The organism is Cupriavidus necator A5-1, assembly GCF_000744095.1.
Lineage (GTDB): Bacteria > Pseudomonadota > Gammaproteobacteria > Burkholderiales > Burkholderiaceae > Cupriavidus > Cupriavidus necator_A.
Map to the genome: position 1 here is coordinate 1524016 of NZ_JQLI01000001.1, position 25765 is coordinate 1549780.

General features: G+C 63.0%; 23 protein-coding genes and 5 pseudogenes. 5 read left to right on the forward strand and 23 right to left on the reverse strand.

What is annotated here, in order from left to right; translation table 11 throughout:
* Positions 1-76 precede the first annotated feature (76 nt).
* The 10 genes and pseudogenes from K307_RS06680 to K307_RS50965 form a co-directional block, all read right to left on the reverse strand.
* Entirely contained in the window at positions 77-1696 is a 1620-nt protein-coding gene (locus K307_RS06680; RefSeq protein WP_042877148.1) for an IS66 family transposase, read from the reverse strand.
* A 13-nt stretch (positions 1697-1709) separates the two neighbouring features.
* Positions 1710-1928, reverse strand: a complete 219-nt coding sequence (locus K307_RS06685; RefSeq protein ID WP_042876292.1) for a hypothetical protein — start codon at positions 1926-1928, stop codon at positions 1710-1712.
* A 343-nt stretch (positions 1929-2271) separates the two neighbouring features.
* Positions 2272-2763: pseudogene (locus K307_RS45785) on the reverse strand (IS6 family transposase).
* A 73-nt stretch (positions 2764-2836) separates the two neighbouring features.
* Positions 2837-2977: pseudogene (locus K307_RS49220) on the reverse strand (patatin-like phospholipase family protein); the annotation flags it as partial.
* 30 nt (positions 2978-3007) lie between these two features.
* Complete coding sequence (locus K307_RS06695) at positions 3008-4201, reverse strand: adenylate/guanylate cyclase domain-containing protein (RefSeq protein ID WP_051974723.1); 1194 nt, start codon at positions 4199-4201, stop codon at positions 3008-3010.
* Positions 4198-6012 carry a PAS domain-containing hybrid sensor histidine kinase/response regulator gene (locus K307_RS06700; protein WP_080744935.1) on the reverse strand — a complete coding sequence of 605 codons (1815 nt, stop codon included), beginning with the start codon at positions 6010-6012 and terminating at the stop codon, positions 4198-4200. Before K307_RS06700 ends, K307_RS06695 begins: the two co-directional genes overlap by 4 nt.
* Positions 5966-6184: a hypothetical protein gene (locus K307_RS50960; protein WP_196251529.1), complete on the reverse strand. Its 219-nt coding sequence runs from the start codon at positions 6182-6184 to the stop codon at positions 5966-5968. Before K307_RS50960 ends, K307_RS06700 begins: the two co-directional genes overlap by 47 nt.
* A gap of 85 nt (positions 6185-6269) precedes the next feature.
* Positions 6270-6449 (reverse strand): annotated as a pseudogene (locus K307_RS06705) (hypothetical protein); the annotation flags it as partial.
* Between the two features lie 249 nt (positions 6450-6698).
* Complete coding sequence (locus tag K307_RS45790; protein WP_329955914.1) at positions 6699-6848, reverse strand: DUF1097 family protein; 150 nt, start codon at positions 6846-6848, stop codon at positions 6699-6701.
* Between the two features lie 95 nt (positions 6849-6943).
* Positions 6944-7162, reverse strand: a complete 219-nt coding sequence (locus tag K307_RS50965) for a GTP-binding protein (RefSeq protein ID WP_051974725.1) — start codon at positions 7160-7162, stop codon at positions 6944-6946.
* A 339-nt stretch (positions 7163-7501) separates the two neighbouring features.
* On the opposite strand from K307_RS50965, the pseudogene K307_RS45800 reads away from it, so the two are divergent.
* Positions 7502-7794, forward strand: a pseudogene (locus K307_RS45800) (SH3-like domain-containing protein).
* A gap of 273 nt (positions 7795-8067) precedes the next feature.
* Here the strand turns inward: K307_RS45800 and K307_RS06720 are convergent.
* Together K307_RS06720 and K307_RS06725 are read right to left on the reverse strand one after the other, a co-directional pair.
* On the reverse strand, positions 8068-9048 hold the full coding sequence (locus K307_RS06720; RefSeq protein ID WP_042877153.1) for a Bug family tripartite tricarboxylate transporter substrate binding protein: 981 nt from the start codon (positions 9046-9048) through the stop codon (positions 8068-8070).
* Between the two features lie 62 nt (positions 9049-9110).
* Positions 9111-10235 carry a mandelate racemase/muconate lactonizing enzyme family protein gene (locus K307_RS06725; RefSeq protein WP_042877155.1) on the reverse strand — a complete coding sequence of 375 codons (1125 nt, stop codon included), beginning with the start codon at positions 10233-10235 and terminating at the stop codon, positions 9111-9113.
* A gap of 113 nt (positions 10236-10348) precedes the next feature.
* On the opposite strand from K307_RS06725, the gene K307_RS06730 reads away from it, so the two are divergent.
* From K307_RS06730 to ltaE, 4 genes and pseudogenes are all read left to right on the forward strand, one after another.
* On the forward strand, positions 10349-11290 hold the full coding sequence (locus tag K307_RS06730) for a LysR family transcriptional regulator (RefSeq protein ID WP_080744937.1): 942 nt from the start codon (positions 10349-10351) through the stop codon (positions 11288-11290).
* Positions 11291-11656: 366 nt separating this feature from the next.
* Positions 11657-11989 (forward strand): annotated as a pseudogene (locus tag K307_RS50970) (tripartite tricarboxylate transporter substrate-binding protein); the annotation flags it as partial.
* 28 nt (positions 11990-12017) lie between these two features.
* Positions 12018-12245, forward strand: a complete 228-nt coding sequence (locus K307_RS49235) for a hypothetical protein (RefSeq protein ID WP_051974726.1) — start codon at positions 12018-12020, stop codon at positions 12243-12245.
* Between the two features lie 328 nt (positions 12246-12573).
* The gene (gene ltaE / locus K307_RS06740; protein ID WP_042877157.1) at positions 12574-13578 is read left to right on the forward strand and encodes a low-specificity L-threonine aldolase; all 1005 of its coding nucleotides are present in this window, start codon (positions 12574-12576) and stop codon (positions 13576-13578) included.
* A gap of 234 nt (positions 13579-13812) precedes the next feature.
* Here ltaE and K307_RS06745 read toward each other — a convergent pair whose 3' ends face one another.
* From K307_RS06745 to K307_RS06795, 11 genes are all read right to left on the reverse strand, one after another.
* Complete coding sequence (locus K307_RS06745) at positions 13813-14646, reverse strand: SDR family NAD(P)-dependent oxidoreductase (RefSeq protein ID WP_230625559.1); 834 nt, start codon at positions 14644-14646, stop codon at positions 13813-13815.
* A gap of 18 nt (positions 14647-14664) precedes the next feature.
* Positions 14665-15660: an aldo/keto reductase gene (locus K307_RS06750; protein ID WP_042877161.1), complete on the reverse strand. Its 996-nt coding sequence runs from the start codon at positions 15658-15660 to the stop codon at positions 14665-14667.
* Between the two features lie 106 nt (positions 15661-15766).
* Positions 15767-16828 carry a serine hydrolase domain-containing protein gene (locus K307_RS06755; RefSeq protein WP_042877163.1) on the reverse strand — a complete coding sequence of 354 codons (1062 nt, stop codon included), beginning with the start codon at positions 16826-16828 and terminating at the stop codon, positions 15767-15769.
* A gap of 360 nt (positions 16829-17188) precedes the next feature.
* Positions 17189-17383 (reverse strand): hypothetical protein, encoded by a 195-nt coding sequence (locus tag K307_RS50975; RefSeq protein ID WP_042877165.1) that lies wholly within the window; start codon positions 17381-17383, stop codon positions 17189-17191.
* Between the two features lie 209 nt (positions 17384-17592).
* Entirely contained in the window at positions 17593-19050 is a 1458-nt protein-coding gene (locus K307_RS06765; RefSeq protein ID WP_042877167.1) for an N-acyl-D-amino-acid deacylase family protein, read from the reverse strand.
* Between the two features lie 37 nt (positions 19051-19087).
* A complete protein-coding gene (locus K307_RS06770) occupies positions 19088-20257 on the reverse strand; it encodes a DSD1 family PLP-dependent enzyme (protein WP_329955804.1) in 1170 nt (389 codons plus the stop codon).
* The gene (locus K307_RS06775) at positions 20215-21180 is read right to left on the reverse strand and encodes a Bug family tripartite tricarboxylate transporter substrate binding protein (protein ID WP_042877171.1); all 966 of its coding nucleotides are present in this window, start codon (positions 21178-21180) and stop codon (positions 20215-20217) included. Before K307_RS06775 ends, K307_RS06770 begins: the two co-directional genes overlap by 43 nt.
* 334 nt (positions 21181-21514) lie before the next feature.
* Complete coding sequence (locus tag K307_RS06780; protein WP_042877174.1) at positions 21515-22246, reverse strand: ribonuclease activity regulator RraA; 732 nt, start codon at positions 22244-22246, stop codon at positions 21515-21517.
* 30 nt (positions 22247-22276) lie between these two features.
* Complete coding sequence (locus K307_RS06785; protein ID WP_042877176.1) at positions 22277-23212, reverse strand: dihydrodipicolinate synthase family protein; 936 nt, start codon at positions 23210-23212, stop codon at positions 22277-22279.
* A 79-nt stretch (positions 23213-23291) separates the two neighbouring features.
* The gene (locus K307_RS06790; protein ID WP_042877178.1) at positions 23292-24077 is read right to left on the reverse strand and encodes an SDR family oxidoreductase; all 786 of its coding nucleotides are present in this window, start codon (positions 24075-24077) and stop codon (positions 23292-23294) included.
* 160 nt (positions 24078-24237) lie between these two features.
* Complete coding sequence (locus tag K307_RS06795; RefSeq protein ID WP_042877180.1) at positions 24238-25251, reverse strand: Bug family tripartite tricarboxylate transporter substrate binding protein; 1014 nt, start codon at positions 25249-25251, stop codon at positions 24238-24240.
* Between the last annotated feature and the right edge of the window lie 514 nt (positions 25252-25765).

Below are 25765 nucleotides of genomic sequence, written 5' to 3' on the forward strand. Positions count from 1 at the left end.
ATCTTCCATAAGATCAATGCCCTACGAGTGGGATTCGTAAGTTCTCAATAAAACGGGGCAAGCGGCGGCACGTCGCTCAGGTCGAGCGAGCGATGCGCTGTTCGAGGAGGTGGGGAAGTCGGGGAATGTGATTGGTGTGTGTGATGCGGTCCGCCAGGTAGTCCCAGAACGAGATTCCCAGCTTTCGACAGGTCTTCTTCAAGCTCGAGAAGGTGTCACGGCATTGACGACCGAGTTCGCTGCGCGTGCCGCCACTGATCTTCTGCTTTTTCACGTGGTCGCGAATGTCGCGTTCACTGCCGTTGGTATGCAGTGGGATCTCGGGGCGTTCGAGCACCAAGAGCAGCTCGGACTTGTTCTTGTGAAGGCGTCTGAGCAAACGGTCCAGCGTTGCGTAACGGGTCTTTTGGATGAAGACTGCGTCAAAGCGTTTTTGCAGTTCGGCTTTGCGCCGGATCGTCGGATTCTGCTTGTATTCCTTCAGATCCGCATAGAGCGACCAGATTTCGCTGCGCACACGGGCAATATCCTCTCGATGTAGGTCATTGAGCGGCAGCAGCTTGTGCACGAGACGCTCGGCGTGGACCCAGCATAAGCCGTGAATCAACACATTGAACTGTCCCGCATCATCGCTGATGATGGCCAGATCCTGGGCTACGCCACGTCGCCTCAGGCTGCCCACTAATGCCCCTTCGGTAGCGATGTTCCGGTGGCGGGTAACGTCCATGCCCAGGCTGTCCAGATGAGACAGCCACGCACTCTGGTTGGCGAAGCTCGCGCACTCATGCTGACGCAGCCCTTCCACGAACGCCTGTGGGAGCTCATGCTTTTTCATGTAGGAGAGGGCCTCGTCGTTGACCTGGTAGCCATGTCCCGCTGCGAGCAGTTCGAGGAAATTGATGCGACTCTTCGTGCTTGTGCCTTTGAACCAGGCGAAGTGCTCGTTACCGATGTGGGTGACGTAGCCGTTGCGCCCCTGATGCCGCGTGCCGGTGTCGTCGACCGTCACATACGCCGAGAGCGCCAGCCCCGTCGACAGCAGACCCTCCTTTTCCTCGTGGAAGCACTGCTTGTCCTCCTGCAGCAGCGCATTCATCTGCCCGGACGAGATCTCGATACCCCATTCCCGCAACTGCTCGCACAGCAGCGGCTGCGTCACGTGGCAGTGGTGATATTGGTACAGCACGTAACTGACCAGTGTCGCGCCAAAGTGGCTGCCGGCAACGGCCTTGGGCAGCTGCCCGGTCAGCGTTTGACCGTCCGGAGTCTGCCAGCGTGCGAGCCGGTAGCGCGTATTGTGGGTCCCGATCACGAGGTCCTGCACCACGAAATCCCGGTAGCCCTTGAACCGCGAGCCAGACGGGATAGACTCGGCCGGCTGGATGACTTGCTCGCAATCGATCTTCAGCTGCCCCGTCTTGCTCCTGGCGGGCGAACCGCGTCGACTGGCTGGTTTGCCCTGCTGCTGCCGATTGGACTCGCTGGTTTTGCCGGCCTCCTCATGCATGCGGCTTGGCTTGAACGTCGGGCGCTTCTTCTCTCCCTTGAGCACCGCGACCTCGTCTTTCATGTGCCCCGCGTTCTCCACCAGACGATGGATGAGCGCCACGAGATCTTCACCCCAGGCCAGCACCTTCAGCACCGCCGGCGTACGTTCGGCCTCGGCAATGTACGGCGCAACAAGCTTCTTCTTCACGGCCGCAGTCAGGCTACGCGCGCTTTGCAGCTCTTCTCAGCTCAGCGAGTTCCTGTTCCAGTTGCTCCTTCTCCTGCTGCAAGCCATTGGCCATGTCGACCAATCCCTCAACCCATGCCAACACCTCAAGTTCTTTTGGCGTCAATCCTTCTCGCGCGATGTCCGGCAGCGTGATTTTTTGGCAAGTGGTCATGACCTGGGCAGCGTGGATGGCGACGGCGAAAGTTAACATCTCCACCCAGCGTTTACAAGTGGAACTCGTTGCGGCTTACGGCAAGGTCGCGCCGATATTTCCACCCCGACATTCCAGTCACCGGCCACGCCTCACCACCTGGCCTTGCCCCGGCTTATTGAGAACTTACTGGGATTCGATGTCTGGGACGCCAATTGGCGATATTAATCCGGATTATACGAATTGACTGATTCATTATGTCTCGAGTGTCGATAAAATTGACGATTCATTTTCCGCCACCTTTGTGCGACAAGGGTTCCAGCCGGACACCCCAGTGACAAATTTATTTTGCGCTACGCAATAAGAGCGATCAGTCGACAAGAAGCCGGCGGTGATGGTTGGCTCATGCGGCCAGGGAATAGAATGCTGTGCTACGGACGCAGTGGCCCTACCGGAGCGCTGCATCTGCCCCTTGGCGACCATATGCATCAACTCGATGCCGCCAAGGAGAATCCGCGCGCAGCGCTCGAAAAAGCGCCGTGCCGCAGCCTTGTCGCGCTGGGCGCGCAGCAGGAAGTCGATGGTATTGCCGGCCCTGTCCATCGCCCGATACAGATATTTCCACTGACCGCGTACCGGGATGTAGGTCTCGTCCATGCGCCAGCTTTTTTCCCACAGGGCGCTTGCGACGACGAAACACCTTGTGCAGCGCCGGCAGTAGCTGGAGCGCCCAGCGATGGACGGTTGAGTGATCGACTGAGATACCGCGCTCGGCCATCATTTCTTCGAGCTGACGCAGGCTCAGCGGATAGGCGACGTACCAGCGCACGCAGGTCAGCATCACGTCCAGCGGGTAGTGCAGACGCTTCAATACTTTCGCAATCTCCAAGTTCATGACCCGCTGGCCATACGTGCTGAGTTCGACACCGACCCATTCTATCGGAGGCTTACTGCGACAAGGCCCCCTCCTCAATAGTAAGCCGCCCGTCCCCAAGCAACTGGTCGAGCACGCCCCACGGGAACGCACCGTGCATCCCGCCGCCCTGCAAAGCGAGTGCGATCGGCTTTTGCGCGCCACTGCCCGGCTGTCTTCCGCTCGTTGTAGCCATCCCGAAGCTCCTCGGTGGTGCTGCGGGGCATCATGGGCGCTGCGCGTCGTTCCGCCCAGTCAGGAACCACGTACGCAGCTCACCCACGCCTTTGGCTGCGATCGTGCCACGCTCCTCGAAGAAGAATGGCTCCGCGAGGTACTGCCGGGTGGCCTCCGTAACCTGCACGCGACCGGCCACGCCATGGGACTCCATACGGCTGGCGATATTGACGGCGTCACCCCACAAGTCATAGATGAACTTGCGCTTGCCGACGACACCGGCCACCACCGCACCACTGTTGATGCCAACCCGCAACTGCAAGTTGTAGCCGTTGCGCGCATTGAAGCCGGCCAGCGCGTCGATCATGTCCAGCGCCATGTGCGCCGCCCGTGCTGCGTGATCGGCCGCCGCGACCGGCAGCCCTGCGGCAGCCATATAGGCATCGCCGATGGTCTTGATCTTCTCGAGGCCGCGACGGTCGGCAATGCTGTCGAAGTCGGTGAAGATCTCATCGAGCACCGCCACCAGCCGCTCGGGGTTCATGCCGGCAGAAAAGCGGGTGAATTCAACGATGTCGGCGAACAATACAGTGGCCTCCTGAAAACTGTCGGCAATCACTCCGGGGTGCGCCTTCAGGCGCTCGGCAATCGGGTAGGGCAGCACGTTGAGCAGCAACCGCTCCGACACCTGCTGCTCCACGACGATCTTGTCGTACAGCTCCTTGAGCTCGTCCCTCTGATGGCGGATCAGTTCGCGGCTGGTCTCCAGCGCCTGTTCGGCTTGCCGGCGCTCGACGATCTCCTGCTGCAGCTGCGCGTTTTGCGCCTCCAGCCGCCGTTGCATCGCATGCAGGTTCAGGTGCGTGCCGACCCGCGCCATCACTTCGTCGATCTGCAGCGGCTTGGTGACATAGTCGACCCCGCCCGCCTTGAACGCGGTGATCTTGTGCTCGGTCTCGGTCAGCGAGGTCATGAAAATCACCGGGATCTTTCGGGTGCTTGCCAGCGCCTTCAAGCGGCGGCAGACTCCAAAGCCGTCCAGTCCCGGCATCATCACGTCGAGCAGGATCAGGTCTGGCTGTACAAAGTCGGCGCGTTGCAGCCCTTCTTCGCCGTCCTGCGCGACGACGATCCGAAAGCCGTGGTCCTCAAGACTCTCCACGATCACGTCCAGGTTGGCTGGCGTGTCATCCACAATCAGGATCGTGTGGGTGCCAGTTTCCTGTGCCAAGGTCGCCGTCATGGCGCTGGCCTCCTTTCCAAGTGCCGCTCCACAAGGCTTAGAATGGCCTTGGACTGGTACCCCTTGGCCAACAGGCGCAGTTGGTCGGCGAACGGACGATAGCGCTCATCGAGCTCGGCTAAGTGAGCGGCGCGCTGCACTATGTCGCGCATGTTTCCCTCCCGCGCCAGACGATGCAGGATTTCCATCTCCTGCGCCGGTGGCACCAGCAGCGGCCCGGGCGCCTGATGTTCGGGAGCGGAGCTCGCTGGTGGCGCTGCGTAAGTCCAGTTGAGCTTCAGCAGGCTGGCGATCTGTGCCAGGAGCATGCCGAAGTCGATCGGTTTGGGCTGGAACGCGCTCATGCCGGCTGCCAGGCTGCTCTCCTTGTCGCCACCGGAAGCGCTGGCGGAAATCGCGATGATCGGCACATCCTTCTGGGCCGGCAGCTGGCGCAGGCGGCGCGTGGCTTCCAGCCCGCCCATCTCCGGCATGACGATGTCCATCAAGATCAAGTCCGGGCGCAAGGTTTGGGCTTTTTCCAGTCCCTCGCAGCCGTTTTCCGCCTCGACCATCTCAAAGCCGATCTGGCCCAACATGTCGACCAGCACGGCCCGATTCTCGGCCACATCATCGACGACCAACACCTTCTTGCGCGGCCCCTGATAGCCGGTCACGACCCCTGCGGCAGACGGCGGCGCGATCTCGAGCTCGACCACCGGCAGCTCCAGCTCGAACCAGAAGGTGCTGCCCTGGCCGATCCGGCTCTCGACCCGGATCTCGCCCCCCATCAGGCGCACAAAGCGCTGGCTGATGGCCAGGCCCAGGCCGCTGCCTCCGAGCCGGCGTTGCGCGTCGCCGCCTTGCTCGAAAGGCTGGAAGATGGATTCCAATTGCTCCTCGCGGATGCCGATGCCGGTGTCTTGTACTTCGAAGCGCAGCCGGGCGGGAGGCGCAAAGCGCACGTGCAGGCTAACCTGACCGCGGTCGGTGAACTTGACGGCATTGGCCAGCAGGTTGAGCAGCGCCTGGCGTAGCCGCTTCTCGTCGGCGCGTATGCCCCCGGGCAAGTCCGGCGCAGTATCACAGATAAAGACCACGCCCTTCTGCTCTGCCTTGACGCTGATGATCTCGGCAATGATACGCAGGAACTTGGCCAGCGGGATGTAGGTGAGGTCGAGCTCCTGCTTGCCAGCTTCGATCTTGGCGAAATCCAGCACATCGTTGATGAGCGTCAGCAGTTGCTCGCCGCTTTGCTGGATCACGCGCAGCCCCGCGACCTGCCGCTCGCCCAGCGTGGTGTCCCGCAGCAGTATCTGCGCGTAGCCAAGAATACCGTTCAGCGGCGTGCGCAGCTCATGGCTCATGCTGGCAAGGAAATCAGATTTCGCGCGGTTGGCTCTTTCTGCCGCAGCCTGCAGCTGCTTTTGGTCCTCAATGTCGGTGCTGGTCCCAACCCATTTGACGATATGTCCATTCAAGTCTTTAAGCGGCAATCCACGGGCCAGATGCCATCGATAAACGCCATCGGAGGCTCTTTTCCAGCGGTATTCAGTTTCATAATCTTCACCACTCTTTAATGACCTCGTCCAGCGATCGATGGTAGGTTGCAAATCATTCGGGTGGAGTGCTTGAGTCCAGCCCCACCCTTGGAGTTGCTCAAAAGTAAGTCCCGTATAGGTGATCCACCGTTGATTGCTGTAGTCGATCCAACCATCCGGCATGGCTGTCCACACAATTTGGGGCATCGCATCTGCAAGCGACCTGAAGCGCCGTTCGCCCTCATCAATTTCCTCCGTCAAAGAAGGCAATTTTTCCGGGGGACTGGGCATGTTTGCCTACCTGATTAAGAGCAAAAATATTGTTGGCAGCGCGCCCACGCTTTGCTAGTCGCGGCCCATCGATCAAGGCGCCGTTCGGTTCCACCAACCCGTGCAAACGGTATTGCTTATCCCGTTCAATCATCACCGGACCGTACGCAGCATAGTGTGTGCCGTGATCCATGACACGTCAAGCTGCTCGGACCAGCGCAAAGCGGAAATACCGCCCTTGTCCGAATCGGCGCGCGTCAATGTAGTTGTCGCCTCAGTCATATAGCCAACGGCCTTTCTTCGGTCTGTGACGCCATGGCCACCACCGAGTCGCGTTGAGGGTTGAGCGTCACGGCGCCGATGGGCGCCCAGTTGCGCATGCTGCCCGACCAGCGAGCCGGGTTGCATTCGCGGGCCTGAAGGTAGACATCATATCGAGCCGCGAGGATCTTCTGGTCGTCGAGCACAGATATTTGGCCGGGGTGGCGAACAGTTCGGACAGGGGCATGAGAGCCAAGCGAAGATCGAGGTCGAACTCGAATCGGTCATCACCGTGGTCGACGCTTATCATTTCGGGCAGCTGAGCAATTCGAGCGCTTCCTCCGCGACCAGATCGGCTTTGTTCATCACCACGCTTGGCGATGCAATCGTGCGGGAGCAAGTTGCCTTCGCCGATGTCAGTGTCGCGTCGAATCTGACGGGGCTTGTCATCGCGTCGCTATCACTGCTCTTTTCACGAAGCCGGCTGTGCCCCCGCCGACGACAAAGAACGACGCCCACGCGATGAACGTGGCCCACACAGGAACCGGAAATACAGTGGCTGTGAGGTACGTGTCAGCGAAGGCGAACAGGCCGATGCTAACCGTATTTGCGCTTCAGACTTTTTCATCGAGTACTCCTTGACCACGGAGGGCAATGCAGTGCGGGGGAGGACAGCCGACGCCGCAAAGCGCTATTGCAGACAGTCCACGAACCCCTCGCGGAGGCGGCGCATGTCAAGATTTCGACCAATGAATACGAATTTGTTGTCGCGCGCCTCGCCGGCGCGCCATGGCCGTCCCGGGCTGGCTTCGAGCAACATGTGGACGCTATGGAAATGGAATTGCCGCGGCTCCGAACGGAAGTGCAGCACACCTTTCATCCGCATCAGTTGCTGGCCGTGCTGTTGCATGAGTTGATTGATCCACCGGTTGAACCGGTCCGGGTCGGAGCGCACCGCTTTCGACCAGCGCGCATGACTGGACCGACGCGTCGTGTTCGTGATCGTGAGTGGCGTCGTTGAGCAGTTCAGAGCGTCGGCACGCACACCTAGCAGGAAATCTGCGGGGACCTGTGAATTGGTGCCCGTGATGACCGCGGCGGTGCGGCTCAGCGAGCGAACCCTGAACTCAACCAGAAGATCGACTATTACCGTGCGAATCCCAGCGCACCGCTACCCAACCAGCCCAATCCGGCGATCGCCACTCAGATCAATGAGTACCCCACCAAAGGCGATTCGGGCCTCCGCGGACTGAAGCAGGCGCCGCGCTTTGCACAAGGCGACGAGGTTCGCGGAGCCGACCCCGATGCAGTCGATCACACGCGCCTGCCAGGCTATCTGCGCGACAAGCGTGGCACGGTCGATGTCGTGTATCCCGGCGCGTTCTCGTATTTTGTCTCCACCGGGCCGGATGGGATTGGCGATCCGTGCCTGTGTATCGCGTGTCCTTCGACGCCGCCGACATCTGGGGCAAGGAAAAGAGCGAGCCAAACAAGACCATTTACGCGGACCTGTTCGAAGCCTATCTGCCGCCGTCCAACTGATGGGATACCCGGACCTACCATCATGAGCGAACTATTCAAATACGACGACGACCGCGAAGCGGCCAGCGCAGCAAAAGTGCGGGCCTGGAAGCACTGCTGATCGAGAAGGGCGTCATTGGCAGCGACTCGGTCGATACCGTACTGAGTCACTTCGAGCGTCGCGGGACCATTCAACGGGGCGCGCATCGTTGCGCGCGCCTGGGTGGGATGGATTGCGGCGCGTGATGTCACGTAGCCATGTCGAATGCAGGACTGCCCGCCTGCGCCCGGCGCTTACGCCTCCGCCGTGATCTTCCGTTCCTTGATCAGCTTGGCCCACTTGGCCTGCTCGGCCCGCATAAACTCGGCGAACCGCTCCGGCGAGCCGCCGCCATCCTCCGCGCCGAACTCCTCCAGCTTTGCGGCCACATCCGGCATGGCGAGGACCTTGTTCACATCGGCATTGATGCGCGCGACCATCGCCGCGGGCAGGCCGGCCGGCCCGACAACGCCAAACCAGATGCTGGCGTCGAACCCGGGAAAGCCGGATTCCGCCACGGTGGGCACATCGGAATAGCTCTTGACGCGCTTGTTTCCGGTCTGCGCAATCGCCATCAGCTTGCCATCCTTGATAAAGGTGGTCGCGGTCGTCATGCCTTCGAAGGCGAATTGCACATGCCCGCCAAGCAGGTCGGTGGCCAGCGGCGCCGAGCCCTTGTAGGGCACATGCAACACGGAGATGCCGGATCGCTGCTCGAACAGCGCCAGGGCCAGGTGCTGCGCGGAGCCCGAGCCGGCGGAGCCGAACGTGATCTGCTTGGGCGACTTCCTGGCGAGTTCGATCAGCGCCTGCACGGTCTTGACGGGCTGCGCGCGGCTGGCGATCAGCACCTGCGGCGTCTTGCCGACCAGCGCAATCGCCGTGAAATCCTTCTCGGCCGAGAAGTTGAGCCTGGCATGCAGACCGGGCGCGATGCCGAGCGCGTTGATATGGCCCAGCATCAGCGTATTGCCGTCCGGCGCCGCCTTGGCCACTTCGGCCGCAGCGATCAGTCCGGCGGCACCCGCCTTGTTGTCCACCACGACCGGCACGCCCCACAGCGCACCGAGCTTGTTGGCGACGATGCGGGCAATAACGTCCGTGCCGCCGCCGGGAGGAAACCCGACGACCACGCGAATCGGGCCTTTTGGCAGCGCGGGATCGGCCGCCAGCGCCGGCAAGGCGCTGGCGGTGGCGAGAGTGGCAAGGGCACGGGTGAAAGCGCGGCGGTCCATGATAGTTGTCTCCAAGGTCTACTTTATTGTTTGATGCGGTGCTGCCGACGGCCGGGACGACTTCAGGCGGTGGTTGTCCACTTGCCGTACTTCGCCACCTGCTGCTCGTCGAAGCCAAAGCCCAGCCCCGGCGTCTGGTGCAGGACGACGCGGCCGTCCTTGTGGCCAAGCTGCCGGTCGATCAGGCGGCGGAAATTCAGCACCTGGTCGTCCCAGAAGAATTCCACATAGCGCGCGTTCGGCGTAGCCGCCACCAGCGGCGCGTGCACATCATGGAACCAGTGCGGGCACACCTGCACGCCGTAGCCGGCGGCAATGGCCGCGATGCGTTTCCACTCGGTGATGCCGCCGCACACCGCCGCATCCGTCTGCAGGATGGCGGCGCCGCCCATGTCGAGCAACTGCTTGTGGTACCAGCGGCCGTAGCCGATCTCCGCGGTGGCCACGGGGATGGAGGTCAGCTTTGCCAGACGGGCGTGGCTTTCGATATCGTCCGGGCCAAACGGCTCTTCGATAAAGTACGGCCGGTACTGCTCGATGCGGCTGAGATACTGCATCGCCTGCACCGTGTCGACCCATCCGTTATTGCAGTCCAGCATCAGCTCCACGTCCGGACCGATGGCTACGCGCGCGGCCTTCACGCGGGACTCCTCGCCCTTAGGGTCCCAGCGCCCCGTCTTCATCTTGACCGCCTTGAAGCCAAGCTCGACATAGCTGGCCATTTCCTCGCCCACCATCGCGGCGGTCTTGCCCTCCATGTAATAGCCGCCGCTGGCGTACGCGACCACCGTGTCCAACTCGACGGCGCCCAGGTATTTGTGCAAGGGCAGTCCGACGGCCCGGGCGTTCATGTCCCACAGCGCGATGTCCAGCGCGCTGATGGCGCGCATGACGGTGCCCATGCGGCCCTGCAACAAGGCCTCCTGGTACATCTGTTGCCACAAGCCTTCCACGCCGAGCGATTCCTTGCCGATCAGCACGGGCGCGAGCAATTGCTCCACCGCGACGCGGAACAGCTCGCCGCCGGCGCTGCCGACATAGCAGAAGCCGATGCCTTCGACGCCCTCAGCGGACCGCACCCGCACCAGCCCGTAGTGCCGCTCGGTGACGGTGCGACTAGAAAAGGAGGTGACGTGCTCCAGCGGCACGCGGGCGACACAGACTTCAATGGACTGGATGATCGGCATGACGGTCTCTCTCGGTGTTTTTGGGTGACTGGGTAAGTGCCCCTAGTGTTGCTCACCGAAACCAACCGAAAAAGCGCTGCCAGGATGTTTCTGAACACGTAACATACGTGGTTATGGATACCACCTTCCTGCATACCTTCGTGGTCGTCGTGGACGCGGGCTCCATCGCGGAAGCCGCGCGGCGCCTGGACCTGGCGCCCACCACCGTCGCGCAACAGATCAAGGCGCTGGAAGCCGACATCGGCAGCAAATTGTTGGCGCGCTCGGGCCGGACCGTCCGCCCGACCCTTGCCGGCAGCCGCATCCTGGAGCGTGCCCGGCTGGTGGTGCGGGAGGTCGGCAACCTGCGCTCCGAGGCATCGGACACGGCACTGCCGGCCGGCCCGTTGCGCCTTGGCTCCGCGCCGACCGCGCTGATGGGCCTGCTGCCGAGCGCGCTGCGGGAATGGAAGCAGCGCTACCAGGGCATTGAGATCTTTATCGAGCCGGGTACGTCAGCGACGCTGATTTCCAAAGTCATCGCCGGCGAACTGGATGCCGCAGTGCTGGTGCAGCCCTCCTTCGCCATGCCCAAGACCTGCGAGTGGGTGCCGCTGCGCAACGAGCCGTTGATCCTGCTGACGCCCGCGGGCATGAAGGTCACGGACCCGTTGCAGACCATCGCCCGCGAGCCGTTTATCCGCTATGACCGCAGCGTGGTGGCGGGAAAACTCGCCGACGACTACCTGCGCCGCCACTATGTCCGGCCGCAGGTGCAGTTCGAGCTGGACGGGATTGAGCCCATTGCCAAGCTGGTGGCGGAGGGCCTTGGGGTTTCCGTACTGCCGGACTGGGCGGCAAGCGGCCAGCAAGATGCCCGGGTGCGGCGCTGGGCGCTGCCCGCGCCGTGCCCGCAGCGGACGGTGGGCATGGTGTGGCTGCACTCGTCGGTGCGCTCGCCGCTGGCGGCGGTGCTGGCGGGGCTGCTGGATCTCAACCGCCCGGCGCCGGAAACGGGCCCGAGCACGGCGACGGTTGCGGAGCGTTGGCGGGGCGTTGGCGCGGGGAGCGCCTGAACGCTGCCCGCCGCCACGCGTCAGGGTTGCGCGGGCCTTTCCCGTTTGGCCGAGGCCTGGGATTTCCACAAATCCCAAGTGCGTTGCGCCTCCCCTCGTGGGACTCCGGCGCACATTGCGCATTCCGCTTCAGTCAGGTAAGTCACTTCACCCAACTGCTTCTTCGGAAGGTCGCGCCGATCGTTGATGAGGTCCGTTTCCCGCGCATCAAGGCAAGCGTTAGGGGCTAATCGGAGATGGGCTCACATCGGGACTGAGGAAAAGTGAAGGCGCATGAGCCAATTTCGGCGCTCCGCGATCGGGCGAGTCCCTACCGGGAACAGCGGGCATCGCTTTCGCTGAACCCATCGGCGGGAACTGCGGGGCTTGAGCCCGCCGGTTTGGCGACGGGTACTCGTTCCCCATTACGGCGAAGCCCAGGCGCTGCGCGCCAAGCCCAACTCGCTCTCGTTCGGCTACAACGGCGTGGGTTCCAACGGGCATCTGGCGATGCTGCAATTGCAACTGGCCACCGGAGTGCAGCTCAACGACATCCCGTTCGATGGTTCCAGTCAGCCCAAGAACGCATTGCTTGGAGGCCATACCGACTTCATGTTCACTAGCCTGACAGCGGTGCCCGTGCCGGGCAAAGAGGCGGTGCCTCTGCGCATCGTTTCGCAGTTCATGGAGCAACGTGCTCCGGCATTGCAGCAGGTAGCCACCGCGCGCGGATGGCATCGACGTGGCCATGCCATGGGAACGTGCCTTTGCCGTGCCGCGCAACGTGCCGGCCACCATTCGCGAGCGCCTGGAGAACGCCGGTGCCGCCGCCCTGTGCGATCCGGATTTCCTGAAAACATCCACGTCCTATGCCTCTATTATCAGCTATTTGCCCGGTGCCGAATGGCAGCGCGCCTCAGACGCGAACTATCCGGCACTACAGGCACTTGCCAGGAAGATGCCGCCGCAGCCCTGAGGCTGCGACTGACGGCCATGCGCGCTAGGCCCGCCATAGTGGCCAGTCGCTGTCGTCCAGTGGAAAGAACGGGCGTTTGCAGTCGGCCCAATCCAGCTTGCTGAGATCGGCCCTTGCCGCCCCCGGCGTATCAAGCGCATACAGCCTGGGTGCCCACGAATAGGTCTGCCGATAGTTCATGGGGTTCTTGACCACAACATATCTGTAGTTACGAAGGCTTAGGCCGGCTGCGGTGCTGCACCATGCGCTAGTTGGTAAACTCGCAGTTCCATCCGCGCCGTCAGCGCCGCCGGTGTGGAGGCGCCCTATCAGAGTCAAGGAGAACCGAATGATCGATCTGCGCAGCGATACCGTAACCCGACCGGATCAAGCGATGCTCGCCGCGATGACGGCTGCCGAAGTAGGCGACGATGTCTGGGGCGACGATCCGACGGTCCTGCGCCTGCAGGCGGCGGTAGCCGAGCGGGCCGGCAAGGAAGCCGGCCTGTTTTTCCCGAGTGGCACGCAAAGCAATCTTGCCGCGCTGATGGCACATTGCGCACGGGGCGACGAGTACATCGTCGGACAGGCCGCGCACACCTACAAATACGAAGGCGGTGGCGCGGCCGTGCTCGGCAGCATCCAGCCGCAACCGATAGAAAACGCGCCGGATGGCTCCCTGCCGCTGGACAAGGTCATCGTGGCAATCAAGCCGGTAGACGATCATTTTGCCCGCACGCGTCTGTTGGCGCTGGAGAATACGATTGGCGGCAAGGTGCTGCCCCCCGCTTACGTCGCGCAAGCGACGCAACTCGCGCGCGAGCGAGGCCTGGCTACTCACCTCGACGGCGCGCGCGTGTGCAATGCCGCGGTCGCATCAATGCAGACGATCGCCTCGTTGTGTGCGCCCTTCGATTCCGTGTCGATCTGCTTTTCGAAGGGCCTCGGTGCGCCCGTAGGTTCCGTGCTGGTCGGCCGCAAGACGTTGATCGACGTCGCGCATCGCTGGCGCAAGGTGCTGGGCGGCGGTATGCGGCAGTCTGGCGTGCTGGCGGCAGCGTGTCTATACGCGCTGGACCACAACGTGGAGCGACTCGCCGACGACCACGACAACGCCGCCCATCTCGCAGCCGGCCTCGCGCAGATCGATGAGGTCAGCGTGCAGTCGCACGCCACCAACATGGTCTTCGCGCAATTTCCGCCGGAGCACTGCGCGCCCCTAGAGGCGTGGTTAAAGGAGCGCGGCATTCTCACACAGATGCTGTATGCATCGCGCTTCGTCACGCACAAGGACGTCTCTCGTGCGGACATCGACACGTTCGTCGCCGCGGTCAAGGAATATTTCGTGCGCTGATCCATTGGCATATCGCTTCAGGCGATCGTTCCGACTGTTACCCGACGACCGCTTTTAACAGAACGACGTCGCGGAGCGGTTCGGAATTTCCCACACGCCGTTGCTTGAGGCGCTGCTCTGCCTTCGGGCCGAAGGACTGGAGCGCGGGCATTAGCGAAACGGCCGGGAGGCTGTGCCGATCGACATCCCACAGGCGGGGTATCCGCGGCCCCTCCCCGCTGTGTCTTCTTGCGCTTACGTCAACACCTGCCCGCCATCGACCACTAAGGTCTGCCCGGTGATCCAGCCAGCGTGTTCGCTGGTGAGAAACAGCACCGCGCCAGCGACCTCGCCGGGTTTCCCCAGCCTGCCGAACGGAACCGAACGCAGAATCCGGTCATAGAGAGCGGGATCAGAGGTCTTCCGCTGCTCCCACGATCCGCCCGGAAATTCGATCGATCCCGGTGCCACTGCGTTGACACGGATGCGATCTCGCGCCAGTGTCAACGCGTGCGAGGCTGTATAGTGCATGACCGCTGCCTTGATCGCCGCGTAAGACTGCGTCCGGGACGATGGATGCAGCGCGGAGATGGAGGTCACATTGACGATGGAAGCGTTGGCCGACTTGCGCAAAAAAGGCAGCGCGGCATGACCGGCGCGAACCGTTGCCATCAGGTCGACCTCAACGCTGGCCTTCCAGCCGGCTTCGGTATCCCCGCCTCCGAAACCCGACGCGTTATTGATCAGTATGTCGATGCCGCCGAGCGCCTCGCCCGCGGCCGCGATGTACGCGCCTATCGCCCGGTCTTCCGCCAGATCGCACGGTGCGATATGGACGGGGTGGCCATAGGCTATCAGCTCCGCCTCGACCGCTTTCAAGCCTTGCACGTTGCGTGCGCAGACAGACACAGCGGCGCCCGCCTGCGCGAACCCGAGCGCGATGCTGCGGCCGATGCCGCGTGAGCCGCCAGTGACCACGACGCGTTTACCTGTGAAATCGAATCCCATGACATTGCCTCCAGGCAGTAACGAATGCGTGAATATCGCATGAATTTCTTTTAAGCGCTGATTCCAGGGGTCGGCATTCATACCGGCATTGGGCCATCCTCAACGCGCGGCGTCGCCCCACCGATACTCGGCGGTCGTATCGTCGAGTTGTGCCTTCAGTTCGGGATCGAGCGCAAGATCCGCCGCGGATAGCGACTCGCTCAATTGATCAGCGTGACTCGCGCCGATGATCGCCGAGGTAATGAGCGGGTTCGCCAAGACCCACGCCAGGGAGGTCTTCGTTAGCGATTCACCGGCTTGCTCGGCGATCCCGCGCAGCTTCTCGATCGTTTCGAATTCGCGCTGATGCCAGTAGCGCTGCAGATACATTGCGCCAGCCTTGCCGACGGCAGTGGTAAAGCGCCCTTCGGCAGGCGGTACGTCGTGGCGATGCTTGCCGGTCAGCAGACCGCCCGCGAGTGGATTATACGGAATCACCGCGAGTTGTTCTTCGCCTGCGAGCGGCAGCAGTTCGCGCTCGATCTGGCGAAAGAGCAAGTTATAGCGCGGCTGCACTGAAACGAAGCGAACCACGCGCAGCACGTCTGAACGCCCCAGCGCCCGCGCGAGCCGGTAAGCCAGAAAATTCGATACCCCGACATAGCGCGCCTTGCCCGACCGCACAATCGTGTCAAGCGCTTCCAGCGTCTCGTCGAGAGGCGTCCCCGAGTCGTCGGAGTGCAACTGGTAGAGGTCGACATAGTCAGTACCAAGGCGGCACAGCGACGCGTCGATCGCATCAAGCAGGTGCTTGCGGGACGAACCCTGATCCCACGACGACGGTCCGACCTTGCCGACCGCTTTGGTCGCGACAATGAAGCGATCGCGCCTCCCCTTCATCCAGCGTCCGACAATCTCTTCAGTTCGGCCGGCGATCTCCTCTCCGCCGCCAAGAGGATAAACGTCGGCAGTATCGATGAAGGTCACGCCGGCATCCGCTGCCCGGTCGAGGATGCTTCGCGAAACATACTCTTCTGTCTGTAAGCCGAAGGTCATGGTGCCAAGGCACAGACGTGAAACTGTAAGGCCAGTGCGGCCGAAACGGCGGTATTGCATGCTGCCTCCTGTAGGAAAAGATTGCTGTCTTGAACACAGCATCGAGATCGCGGCGCTCTTGGGTCGACGAGCTTCATCAGCACCCAATGCAGGACCGCATTGCGGATCACCTGCTCGACTCCTCGTCACACGCCTTGAGCACCAGACCAAAGAATCTGTCCGCAAACGCCGGGTTGAGCCAGCGGACCACCACCGCCAGGCGGAGTTCCGGTTCGATCCAGGTGAACGAACCACCCGCGCCGATTGCGAAGTAGCTCGAAGCGGGTGCGCTCGGAAAGATGCGGCGATCTTGATTGAGCCAGACCAGGTAACCGTAGAACGGTGCGATCGCGCAAGGTGTTCGCATGCGCTGCAGCCACTCGGTGGAGAGTACCTGGCGGCCGTTGACCTTGCCCTGATCCAGGAACAGTTGGGCCACCTTGATCTGGTCATTGGCACTGATCGATAAGCCGCCGCCCCAATGTGTGCCGCCCGGAACCGAATGAACGCGACGCCCGCCCACTTCAACCCAGGCGTTGTCGTAGCCGACCCATTGCCAGTTCTCGCTCGCGCCCAGGGGCCGCATGATCGTCTCGCGAAACACCTCCGGCAACGGGCGCCCGAATAGGTGCAGCAGCGCCAGCGAAAACTGGTTAATGCGCACGTCGTTGTATTCCCAATAGGTGCCCGGCACCCGCAACGGTCGCAGATCCCCTTTCTTGCCGTTGGGCGCTATGCCGAACGTCACATGTCGATAGTGGTCTGCCTGGTCCGGCAGCCCGAAACATACACCTTGCCATTCGCTCGTCTGCTGCAACAGATGCGACCAGGTCACCCGCGCGTTGTGTTCGTCATCGAAGCCGATACCGGGCACGCGCACGTGCACCGGTTCATCGACGTCGGGCAGCAGGCCACGCTCGTGCGCCACACCAGCCAGCAACGCTAGATAAGTCTTCGCGACGCTGAAGGTCAGGTCCGCTCGATCGGGTTCGCCCCAAGACATAAGTTGCTTGCCGTCCCGTGTGATAACGCCGGATACAGGGCCACGCCCGTGCACGGGACCCAGCAGACGGTTCCAAGGAGGCGGGTCGTTTTGATGCACGCCCCACACGCCGTCTACCTCGCGGTCCCATGACGTTTCATGATCGATCGAGAATTGCACAGCACGCTGGAGATCTGCGGATTGCATAAGGATCCAAGTTGATGCGTTAAACGAATTGAGTTCACTTATAAGTAGGAAAAAGCGCTCGAGCAACCCACACGTTCAAGGTCCGATCGAGAGCAGTGCTGGCGCCATAGATTTCAATCGACCTGCTATCATTCGCTGCGACCTTTTCCGGTCGGGATTCGAGGACGTTTTGACTATGCCCGCCTGGACTGGCGCGCAAGCCACGCGCGGCGCATCGGCTTGAGTGCGGCGATCGCCAACACAGCCGTGCAGCTATCCAATGCGATAGCCGTGCCGAACACCGCATCCCATCCGCCCGTATGCTGGTGGAGCAGCGCGGCCAGCGGCCCCCCGAGGATTGGCCTGACAGCACCACAAACATCACCGGGTCGTGCCGGAGCATGAGCCAAAGGTCATCGCCACCGCTTCCATCCAAAATGCGATCAGCATCGTCTTCTCCCGCCCGATCAGGTCGGATATCCATCCGAACATCGGCCGTGTCACGCCATTCGCCACGCGATCAATCGTTAGCGCAAGGGGTAGCGCCGCAAGACCGAAAACGGTGACCTCCGACATGCCTGATTCGATGCCATAAAATCTCGATCTCGAAAGGGGCCGAGGCCAAGGCGACTGTGAAAGGCCGCCCAGTTTGAATACGACGGTAGGGTCGGAAATATGGCGGTACAGCGAGCCACATGGGAGGGCATACTGAATTCCCAGGCCACCAAATCGGGGACCATGAGGGCCTTCCTGATATATGCCCGCCCAAGTGCGTGGTCTCTTGTTCAGCTTGCTTGATGGCGCGCCAGCACGCGCCCTGGCCGCGCGCCCGTCGATCGTCCGCCATGCCAGACGAGGAAGCCATTGACAATCACTGTATCGATACCATGCGCCGGAACGGTCGGCGCCTCGTAGGTGGCGGCCGCGTCGATGGTCTCGGCGTCGAACAGGACCAGGTCGGCGAACGCACCCTCCTTGAGCAGGCCTCGGTCTTTCAGGCCGAAATTCTTCGCGGTGAGACCGGTCATCTTGTGTACGGCAGTTTCGAGGGGGAACAAGCCAAGGCTCCGGCCATAGTGGCCCAGCACGCGGGGGAAGCTACCCCACAGACGCGGGTGCGGAGACGCGTCGTGCGGCAGGCCGTCTGAGCCGATCATGACCTTTTCGTGCTTCAGGATGCGCTGCACGTCGCCCTCGTCCAGCCGGAAGTAAATCCCCCCCGCTGGACTCAGGCGGCGGATCGCCTCCTCCTGGTCCACGCCAAGCTTTCGAGCGATGGCGTCCAGATCCTGCCCCGCGAATTCCGGAAGCGACTTCGACCAGCTCACAATGACGCGAGTCGAACTCGCCGCGCGGTGGGCCGACAGAACCGTGGAGCCGGCGGTATAGGGATAGCAGTCGATACAGATCGGCTGGGTCGCCATGTTCCGCTCAATGAAGGATAGGGCTTCCTGCGATCGGCCCTTGTTCTTTTCGCCGACCACCTTGAGGTGCGAGATCACCACCGGCACGCCAACCTCACGGCCAATTCGGAAGCTCTCCTCCAGCGAATCGATCACCCGATCCGCTTCATCACGCATGTGGGTGCAGTACACGCCGCCGAATGCCTGGAGCGGGCCGCAGATGTCGATCACCTCCTCGGTCGGCGCCGCAATCGATGGCTCGTAGAACAGGCCGGTCGAGACACCGATCGCACCGGCTTCCAGCGCTTCGAGCACCAGGCTGCGCATCTGCTCTATCTGCGCCCGCGACGCCGGCTGCTCCAGATCCTCCACTGTCGCCACGCGCAGCGTGGTGTGACCCACCAGCAAGGCGCAGTTGGTAGCGGGAGGCTGGTCACGCAGTGCCGCGATGTAGGAGGCGAATGTGGGGAAAGCGAACCAGTCGCCCTGCTCGTCGAGCAGGTTCAGTGGCGGAGTAACCGGTTGCGGGATCGGTCGTGGCATCGGCGCGAGCGAGATGCCGCAATTGCCCGCAATTACCGTGGTGATGCCCTGGCTGACCTTGGGCGCCATATCGGGGCTGGACAGCATGAGCCGGTCGTCGTGTGTATGTGCGTCGATGAAGCCCGGGGCCGCGATGCGGCCTTTGAGGTCGAGCTCCACCTCGCCGCGTGCGCCCGACAGATCGCCGACACGGGCGATGCGGTCGCCGCGGATGCCGATGTCACCCTCGTAACGCGGCGCGCCCGTGCCATCCACGATACTCGCATTGCGGATCAGCAGATCAAAATTTGCTTTCATGGGATTTCCAAAATGAGTTTCGGTGGTGCACTCGCGCTCACAACAAGGCGCCGCGCGCGGCAATCGGCCAGAGGGCCTCAACTTTGTCGCCGCGCACGCACACCAGTTCGTCGTAGAGATTGACGGTAGGGTCGCAGTGGCCCGGCACGAGCATCAGCACGTCTCCCAGCGACACTGCGGTGGCATCGGCAGTAGCCAGGACGCCATGCTCGTCGGCAGCTTTCACATAGCGCAGGTCGGGCCGCTGCCAGACGGCGGGCATGCCCGAATCCACGCTCGATGCCTTCAGGCCGGCATCCACGATCGCGCGCTGCGGATTCGCTCGGCTCATCACCGTGGTGCGCACGAACAATGCGTGCTCGAAGGGCACATCGCCCTCCCCGCGCTCGTTGTCACCGTAGTCGCGGTCCAGGAATATATAGGACCCCGCCTGAAGCTCATTGAAGACGCCGCTGTCACGTTCATGCAAAAAGGTGCCGGTGCCCGCGCCCGTGATATGCTCGACAGCGACGCCGCAGGCCTCGATGGCGTCGCGCGTCGTGCGCGCAGCCTCGATAGCGTCTTTAATGGCCGCTTTGCGTTGCTGCGGCGACCGCAGATGCTGGGCCGGCCCGTGGTAGCACTGCAGCCCGGCGAAGCGCAGCCCCGCGCTGCCGGCAATTTGCAGGGCAAGTTGCACGGCTTCGTCGCCCGGTGCCACACCGCAGCGGTTGGCGCCGACGTTGACCTCGACGTAGACGTCGAGGGTGACGGCATGCGCCTGCGCCGCTGCGGCCAGCGCCTCCACCTGCTGCGGATGATCGGCCAGCACCCCGATACGCGCCTTGCGTGCCAGCGGAGCAAGGTGGCGCAGCTTGGTGTCGCCGATCACCTGGTTCGTGACCAGGATGTCGCCGACTCCGGCTTCCACGAACACGGCAGCCTCGCCCACCTTCTGGCAGCAGATACCCACAGCGCCCAATGCGATCTGTCGCAAGGCGATCTCCGGACACTTGTGGCTCTTGGCGTGAGCACGCAGACGCACGTTTCGGCCGCGCAATGCGTCAGCCATTCGCTTCAGATTGCGCTCGAATGCATTCAGGTCGAGCACGAGCGCAGGTGTATCGATGGCGACGGCGGGGTCGCCGGCTTGGGCTGCTTTCCAGGGACTCACGGGGATTTCCTTCAATCGATCCTGGCACCAGAGAATTTCACGATCTTTGCCCACTTGACCGTTTCGCGGCGGGACAGGTCCAGGAACTCCTCAGGCGTGCTGGGGGCGATTTCCGCCCCCAGCACCTTGAATCGCTCTCGCACGGCGGGACTCTCCAGCGCGATGCGAATCTCGCGGTTGAGGCGGGTAACGATGTCTTTGGGCATGTGGGCCGGGCCGACGATGCCTCCCCACGCCGACACCTCGAATCCGGGCACGGATTCGGCGATCGCGGGAACGTCCGGATATGCAGCCAGGCGCTGCGCCGAAGAGACGCCAAGCGCCCGCGCCTTGCCCGCCTGGGCCATCGGCGCGGAAACCGGCGTGTTGATCATCATGAGCTGTATACCACCGCCGATCAGGTCCGTGATGGCCGAAGTCGCCGCGCGATAGGGCACATGCAGCATGTTGACGCCCGTCATCGCCTTGAAGAGTTCGACGCCCAGATGCGCCGTGGTGCCGTTGCCATCCGATCCAAAGGCCAGCTTGCCCGGATTCCTTTTCGCATAGGCGATCAGTTCGGGAATGGTCCTGACGGGCACACTGTTGTTGACGATCATCATGTTGGACAGGCGCAGCGTGTTCGCGATCAGCGTCAGGTCCTTTTCGACGTCGTATGGCACCGCAGGCAGCAGCGACTTGTTGGTCGCCAGCGAGACAATATTGCCGTAAGCCAGCGTATAGCCGTCGGGCGCGGACCTCACCAGCTCCATCGTGCCAATCACGTAGGAACCACCAGGCTTGTTGTCAATCACGATGGGCACGCCCAATTGCTGTGCCAGCTGTGGACCGAGGGCTCTCATTAACGCGTCCGGAGCCCCGCCGGGAGCCGACGGCACGATCAGCCGGATCGGCTTGTCGGGATAAGCTGCGGCCGCTGGCGCAGCGATGGCAATGATGGCAAGGGTGAAAATTGAGACCAACAGACGTCTAAACATGGCTCGGGCACATGGTAGGTGGCGTAAGACAGCAAGCGCCGGTGGCATAAGGGACAGGCCGCGCTCTTTCAGGCGCCAGACGGGCGCCCCAGAGCGGGCTCATCTCCTTGAGAAGGGGTTCTTAGTCGTTGCGCGCTAAGCCCGTGGTGGAAGCAGGCATCTTGCGCGCGCGGGCAGCCTGCTCGAAACCATACGCGTATCGGATGCGTTGAGGTTCGCCACGGGCGACCGAGAACCCCATGGGCGGATCGGTGAACCAGACGGAGTCGTCAGATTTGAAAACGACGTCGTTGGGCGAATTGACGGCGCGGGCGCGCGTTGGCGCCCGGAGCGTTTAGCGGTCCGCGCCTTCGCCTTCCGTCCAGGCCTTGTACCGCGCCTTGTTCTCATCGTTGGGCGGATACAAGCCGGGCAACGGCATGCCGCGCTCCACTTCCTGCATGATCCAGCCCTCCAGGCGCTCCTGTTCCACTGAGGCAGCAATCACTTCGTCAAGCATGGCGGCGGGAATCAGCACCGCGCCGTCCTGGTCCACCACGATGACATCGTTGGGGAACACCGCAACGCCGCCGCAGTCGACGGGTTCCTGCCAGCCGACGAAGGTGAGACCGGCGACCGAAGCTGGTGCCGCTGTGCCCTGGCACCACACCGGCAATCCCGTGCCCAGCACCCCTGCCACATCGCGCACCACACCGTCGGTCACCAGCCCGGCCACGCCGCGCTTGCGCAGGCGCGCGCACAGGATATCGCCGAAGATGCCGGCATCGGTCACACCGAGCGCGCCCACCACCGCAATGCAGCCGGCCGGCATGTCCTCGATGGCCGCGCGCGTGGAAATCGGCGAGCCCCAGGAGGCCGGCGTCGCCAGGTCTTCGCGAGCGGGCACGAAGCGCAGGGTGAAAGCGCGGCCGACCAGGCGCGGCTGACCGGGTGCCAGCGGCTGCGTGCCGCGCAGCCAAACGTTGCGCAGGCCATGCTTGAGCAGCACGGTGGTCAGGGTTGCGGTGGTCACGCCTTGCAGAGCCTTGATCACACTTTCGTCGAGGGGGAGCGATTCGGTCGCCATGATGTTTCCTTGTTGCATTTGGTTTGGGGTTTAATCTGCCAGTGCCGCGCGCGGGTCATGCCTCGCCAGACGCCGCAGCAGGTGGTCCACCTCGTGGCGGGCCGTGGGCGACATGACGGCCGCCGGCTTGCGCTGCGCCGCCGAGGTGAGGATCCCGCGGCGCATCATCACGTACTTGCGCACGGCCAGGCCGGCGCCGGGCTGCTGCTCGTAGCGCAGCAGCGGCAGGTGCGCGTCAAAGAGATCGTGCGCGGCCTCGCGCTCGCCCTGGGCCGACAAGCGCACCACGTCGCAGAGCATATCCGGGAAGGAGTAGCCGGTATTGGCGCCATCGGCGCCGCGCTCCATTTCGTAGTCGAGGAACAGCCCGTTGTTCCCGCACAGGATGGCGATGTGCCGCATCGATGCTTCCTTCTCGAAGGCGCGCAGGGTGGAGATCTTTTCCAGGCCGGGCCAGTCTTCGTGCTTGAGCATGACGCACGAGGGCAACTCGCCGACGATGCGGTGGATCACGCCGGGCGTCATCTGCACCGAGAATGTCAGCGGATAGTCCTGCAGCACGATCGGCACGTCGGCGCCGATCGCGTCTACCGCCTGCCGGTAGTAGCCGACGATCTGGTCGTCGGTGCGCAGCGTGTTGGGCGGCGCGATCATGACGCCGGCCGCACCCAGGTCCATCACCTCGCGCGTCAGCGCGCGCATGGCGGCGAAACCCGGCGCCGAGACCCCGACCACCACCGGCAGCCCGCCCGCGCGCCGGATCATGCGCGCGGCCACGTCGATCGACTCGGCGTGCTCGAGCTTGGGCGCTTCGCCGAGCTGGCCCAGCACGGTCACGCCAGTCGCGCCGCAGCCGAGATAGAAGTCCATCAAACGATCGATCGAACTCACGTCGATCGATCCGTCGTCCAGGAATGGCGTGGGCGCGATGGGGAAGACGCCCTTGGCGTCAGCGGTCAGCAGCATCTTTGGTTCTCCGACGATGGCAGGTGATGGGGCGGGTTCGGTCTTGCCGAGGCGCGGGCGGCAGTCGCGCGCCTCAGCCTCAGATGCTCTGGATGAGGCCGCCGTCGACACGGATGGTGGAGCCGGTGATATAGCCGGCGCGGTCGCTGGCCAGGAATGTCACCGCATCGGCATATTCCTCCGGGCGGCCGTAGCGGCCCACCGCGATGGCGGCGGTGCTTTCGGCCGACACCTCCTCCACCGGGCGCTGCTCGCGGCCGGCCTTGGCTTGATCCAGGAAGCGGATGCGGTCGGTGGCGATGCGCCCCGGCAGCACGATATTGACCGTCACGCCGTCTCGGCCGACTTCACGCGCCAGGGTCTTGGACCAGCCCACCAGGGACAGGCGCAGCGCATTGGAAATGCCCAGGTTCGGAATCGGCGCGACCACGCCGGACGAGGTACTGGTGACGATGCGCCCCCACTGCCTGGCCCGCATGCCGGGCAGCACCCGGTCGGTAATCGCGATCACCGACAGCACCATGCTTTCGAAGTGCTTGCGCCACAGTGCCGTTTCCTGGCCGAACGCGGTGGTGGGCGGCGGGCCGCCGGTATTGTTGACCAGGATATCGACCTGGCCAAACTGGGCCTCGATGGCGGCGACATGGGTCTCGATCGACGCCAGATCCGCCAGATCCCAGGTGCGCGCAAGCGCCGTGCCCCCCTTGGCGGCGATCGTAGCCGCGGTGCGGCTTGCCGCTTCCTCATTGACATCGGCGACCACGACCTTCGCACCCTCCGCCGCCAGCGCCAGCGCGATGGCGCTGCCCAGGCCGCCGCCGCCGCCCAGCACCAGTGCTACCTTGCCTTCGATTCCTAGTTGCATGAATACCTCGTTTGAATAACTTGAAACGCCTGGATTGACAAATTACGTTCGCCGCGCGCCTGGGTAGCGCGGCATCATGCTCGCCGGCGGGCTGCCGATGGAATTCCCGACCATCTCCCTTTGGGTTCATTAGTGGTCATGGGTCGTGGGGAGCGTCGGTTCAGCTATCGGAATTGATATGGGCGTCGGTGATGACCTTTTCCCAGCGTGTGACTTCGGTGCGCAAGCGCTCGGCCGATTTTTCAGGGGTGGTTGGCGGCAAGGCATAGACACCCTGCTTCAGAAACTGTGCCTTGACGTCGGGCATTGCCAGAATCCTGGCCAGCGCCGCATTCAGGCGCTCAACCACCGGCGCGGGCGTGCCCGCCGGTGCCAGCACGCCGAAGGTGGAGCTGACGTCCAGTGTGGGCATGCCGCTCTCTGCGGCAGCGGGCACGTCCGGCAGCATCGAGATGCGCTTGGGGGCCGCCACAGCGAGCGCGCGCAACTGGCCTGCCTTGATGAACGGCTGCGCCGCCGGCACCGTCTCCACCATCATGTTGACCTGCCCGCCCACCAAGTCTGTCATGGCGGGACCGCTGCCTTTGTACGGCACATGGGTCATGTCGATATTCGCATCTTTCTTAAAGATCTCAGCCGCCATGCGCTGCGGGGCGCCGGCACCAGACGACGCGTAGTTGAGCTTGCCGGGATTGGCCTTGCCGTACTTGACCAGTTCCTGGAGCGTCTTGACCGGCACCCTCGGGTTGACCACCACCACCAGTGGCACCGAGCCAACGACCATCACCGGGGCGAACTCCTTGATGATGTCGTAACGCAAGTGCCCTTTTTCCAGGGTGGCCATGGTTGCATGGGACGTCAGTGCGCCCATCAGCAACGTATAGCCGTCTGGCGCGCTCCGGGCGACCACTTCCGCGCCAATATTCCCGCCCGCGCCTCCCCGGTTGTCAACCACCACTTGCTGGCCCAGCACCTCGCCCAGGCGCGTGGCAACGATGCGACCGATCACGTCCGTGGCGCCGCCCGGCGGATAAGGCACGACCAGCCGGATCGGCTTATCCGGATAGGCCGCGAACGCGGCGGGGGCAATGGTGAAAGCGGTCATGGCGGTGAGGGCCAGCAGTCCCGCCCGCAGCAAGGTGCGACGAGTCGCATTGGTGATAGGGAAATCCATGTCGTCTCCGGTCTCTTGTTTTCAGCGCACCCACAGCCGGGAACGCGTCATGCACGGAGTTTGACGAAGACGGAAGGCATAAAGAAGCGATCTCCAGACTGATTAACCAAAAGATTATTTTGGTTTCCGCGGCACCCCGCCAGCGCGGGCCAGAGACCGGCTCGCCGGCTTTCCGCGATACGAGCCCTATCGGCGCGCGTTAGCGAATTCGCTTCGGAGTTTGTACCGAATATTGCAAGCCCAACGTCTTGCCGCAACAGCGAAGAGCGGTGTTGGAAGAAGCGAGGTCCTGACGGCTTCAAATCGACATTGAACTGGGTCAATACAGGGGACCAGACCGGTGGAAACTCACGGCTCCGGGCGGGGATGGACGTACGCATAAAGCATCTCCTATAGTAGGCAAGCCGAAACTTCGAACATGCGCGTTAGGAAAACCATGTTTCATTCGAGAAGTAATGCTCGACGGCAGCCCTTCGACTCGCTTCTCGACGTGCCCCGACCGGCCGGTCAAATC

Excerpts from the sequence above, each read along its gene's own strand:
- K307_RS06685 (WP_042876292.1), bottom strand. The coding sequence starts at position 1,928 with ATGTTAACTTTCGCCGTCGCCATCCACGCTGCCCAGGTCATGACCACT.
- K307_RS06695 (WP_051974723.1), bottom strand. The coding sequence starts at position 4,201 with ATGACGGCGACCTTGGCACAGGAAACTGGCACCCACACGATCCTGATT.
- K307_RS06700 (WP_080744935.1), bottom strand. The coding sequence starts at position 6,012 with ATGCCCAGTCCCCCGGAAAAATTGCCTTCTTTGACGGAGGAAATTGAT.
- K307_RS50960 (WP_196251529.1), bottom strand. The coding sequence starts at position 6,184 with ATGGATCACGGCACACACTATGCTGCGTACGGTCCGGTGATGATTGAA.
- K307_RS50965 (WP_051974725.1), bottom strand. The coding sequence starts at position 7,162 with ATGCAACAGCACGGCCAGCAACTGATGCGGATGAAAGGTGTGCTGCAC.
- K307_RS06720 (WP_042877153.1), bottom strand. The coding sequence starts at position 9,048 with ATGGACCGCCGCGCTTTCACCCGTGCCCTTGCCACTCTCGCCACCGCC.
- K307_RS06725 (WP_042877155.1), bottom strand. The coding sequence starts at position 10,235 with ATGCCGATCATCCAGTCCATTGAAGTCTGTGTCGCCCGCGTGCCGCTG.
- K307_RS06730 (WP_080744937.1), top strand. The coding sequence starts at position 10,349 with ATGGATACCACCTTCCTGCATACCTTCGTGGTCGTCGTGGACGCGGGC.
- K307_RS49235 (WP_051974726.1), top strand. The coding sequence starts at position 12,018 with ATGCCATGGGAACGTGCCTTTGCCGTGCCGCGCAACGTGCCGGCCACC.
- ltaE (WP_042877157.1), top strand. The coding sequence starts at position 12,574 with ATGATCGATCTGCGCAGCGATACCGTAACCCGACCGGATCAAGCGATG.
- K307_RS06745 (WP_230625559.1), bottom strand. The coding sequence starts at position 14,646 with ATGAATGCCGACCCCTGGAATCAGCGCTTAAAAGAAATTCATGCGATA.
- K307_RS06750 (WP_042877161.1), bottom strand. The coding sequence starts at position 15,660 with ATGCAATACCGCCGTTTCGGCCGCACTGGCCTTACAGTTTCACGTCTG.
- K307_RS06755 (WP_042877163.1), bottom strand. The coding sequence starts at position 16,828 with ATGCAATCCGCAGATCTCCAGCGTGCTGTGCAATTCTCGATCGATCAT.
- K307_RS50975 (WP_042877165.1), bottom strand. The coding sequence starts at position 17,383 with ATGTCGGAGGTCACCGTTTTCGGTCTTGCGGCGCTACCCCTTGCGCTA.
- K307_RS06765 (WP_042877167.1), bottom strand. The coding sequence starts at position 19,050 with ATGAAAGCAAATTTTGATCTGCTGATCCGCAATGCGAGTATCGTGGAT.
- K307_RS06775 (WP_042877171.1), bottom strand. The coding sequence starts at position 21,180 with ATGTTTAGACGTCTGTTGGTCTCAATTTTCACCCTTGCCATCATTGCC.
- K307_RS06780 (WP_042877174.1), bottom strand. The coding sequence starts at position 22,246 with ATGGCGACCGAATCGCTCCCCCTCGACGAAAGTGTGATCAAGGCTCTG.
- K307_RS06785 (WP_042877176.1), bottom strand. The coding sequence starts at position 23,212 with ATGCTGCTGACCGCTGACGCCAAGGGCGTCTTCCCCATCGCGCCCACG.
- K307_RS06790 (WP_042877178.1), bottom strand. The coding sequence starts at position 24,077 with ATGCAACTAGGAATCGAAGGCAAGGTAGCACTGGTGCTGGGCGGCGGC.
- K307_RS06795 (WP_042877180.1), bottom strand. The coding sequence starts at position 25,251 with ATGGATTTCCCTATCACCAATGCGACTCGTCGCACCTTGCTGCGGGCG.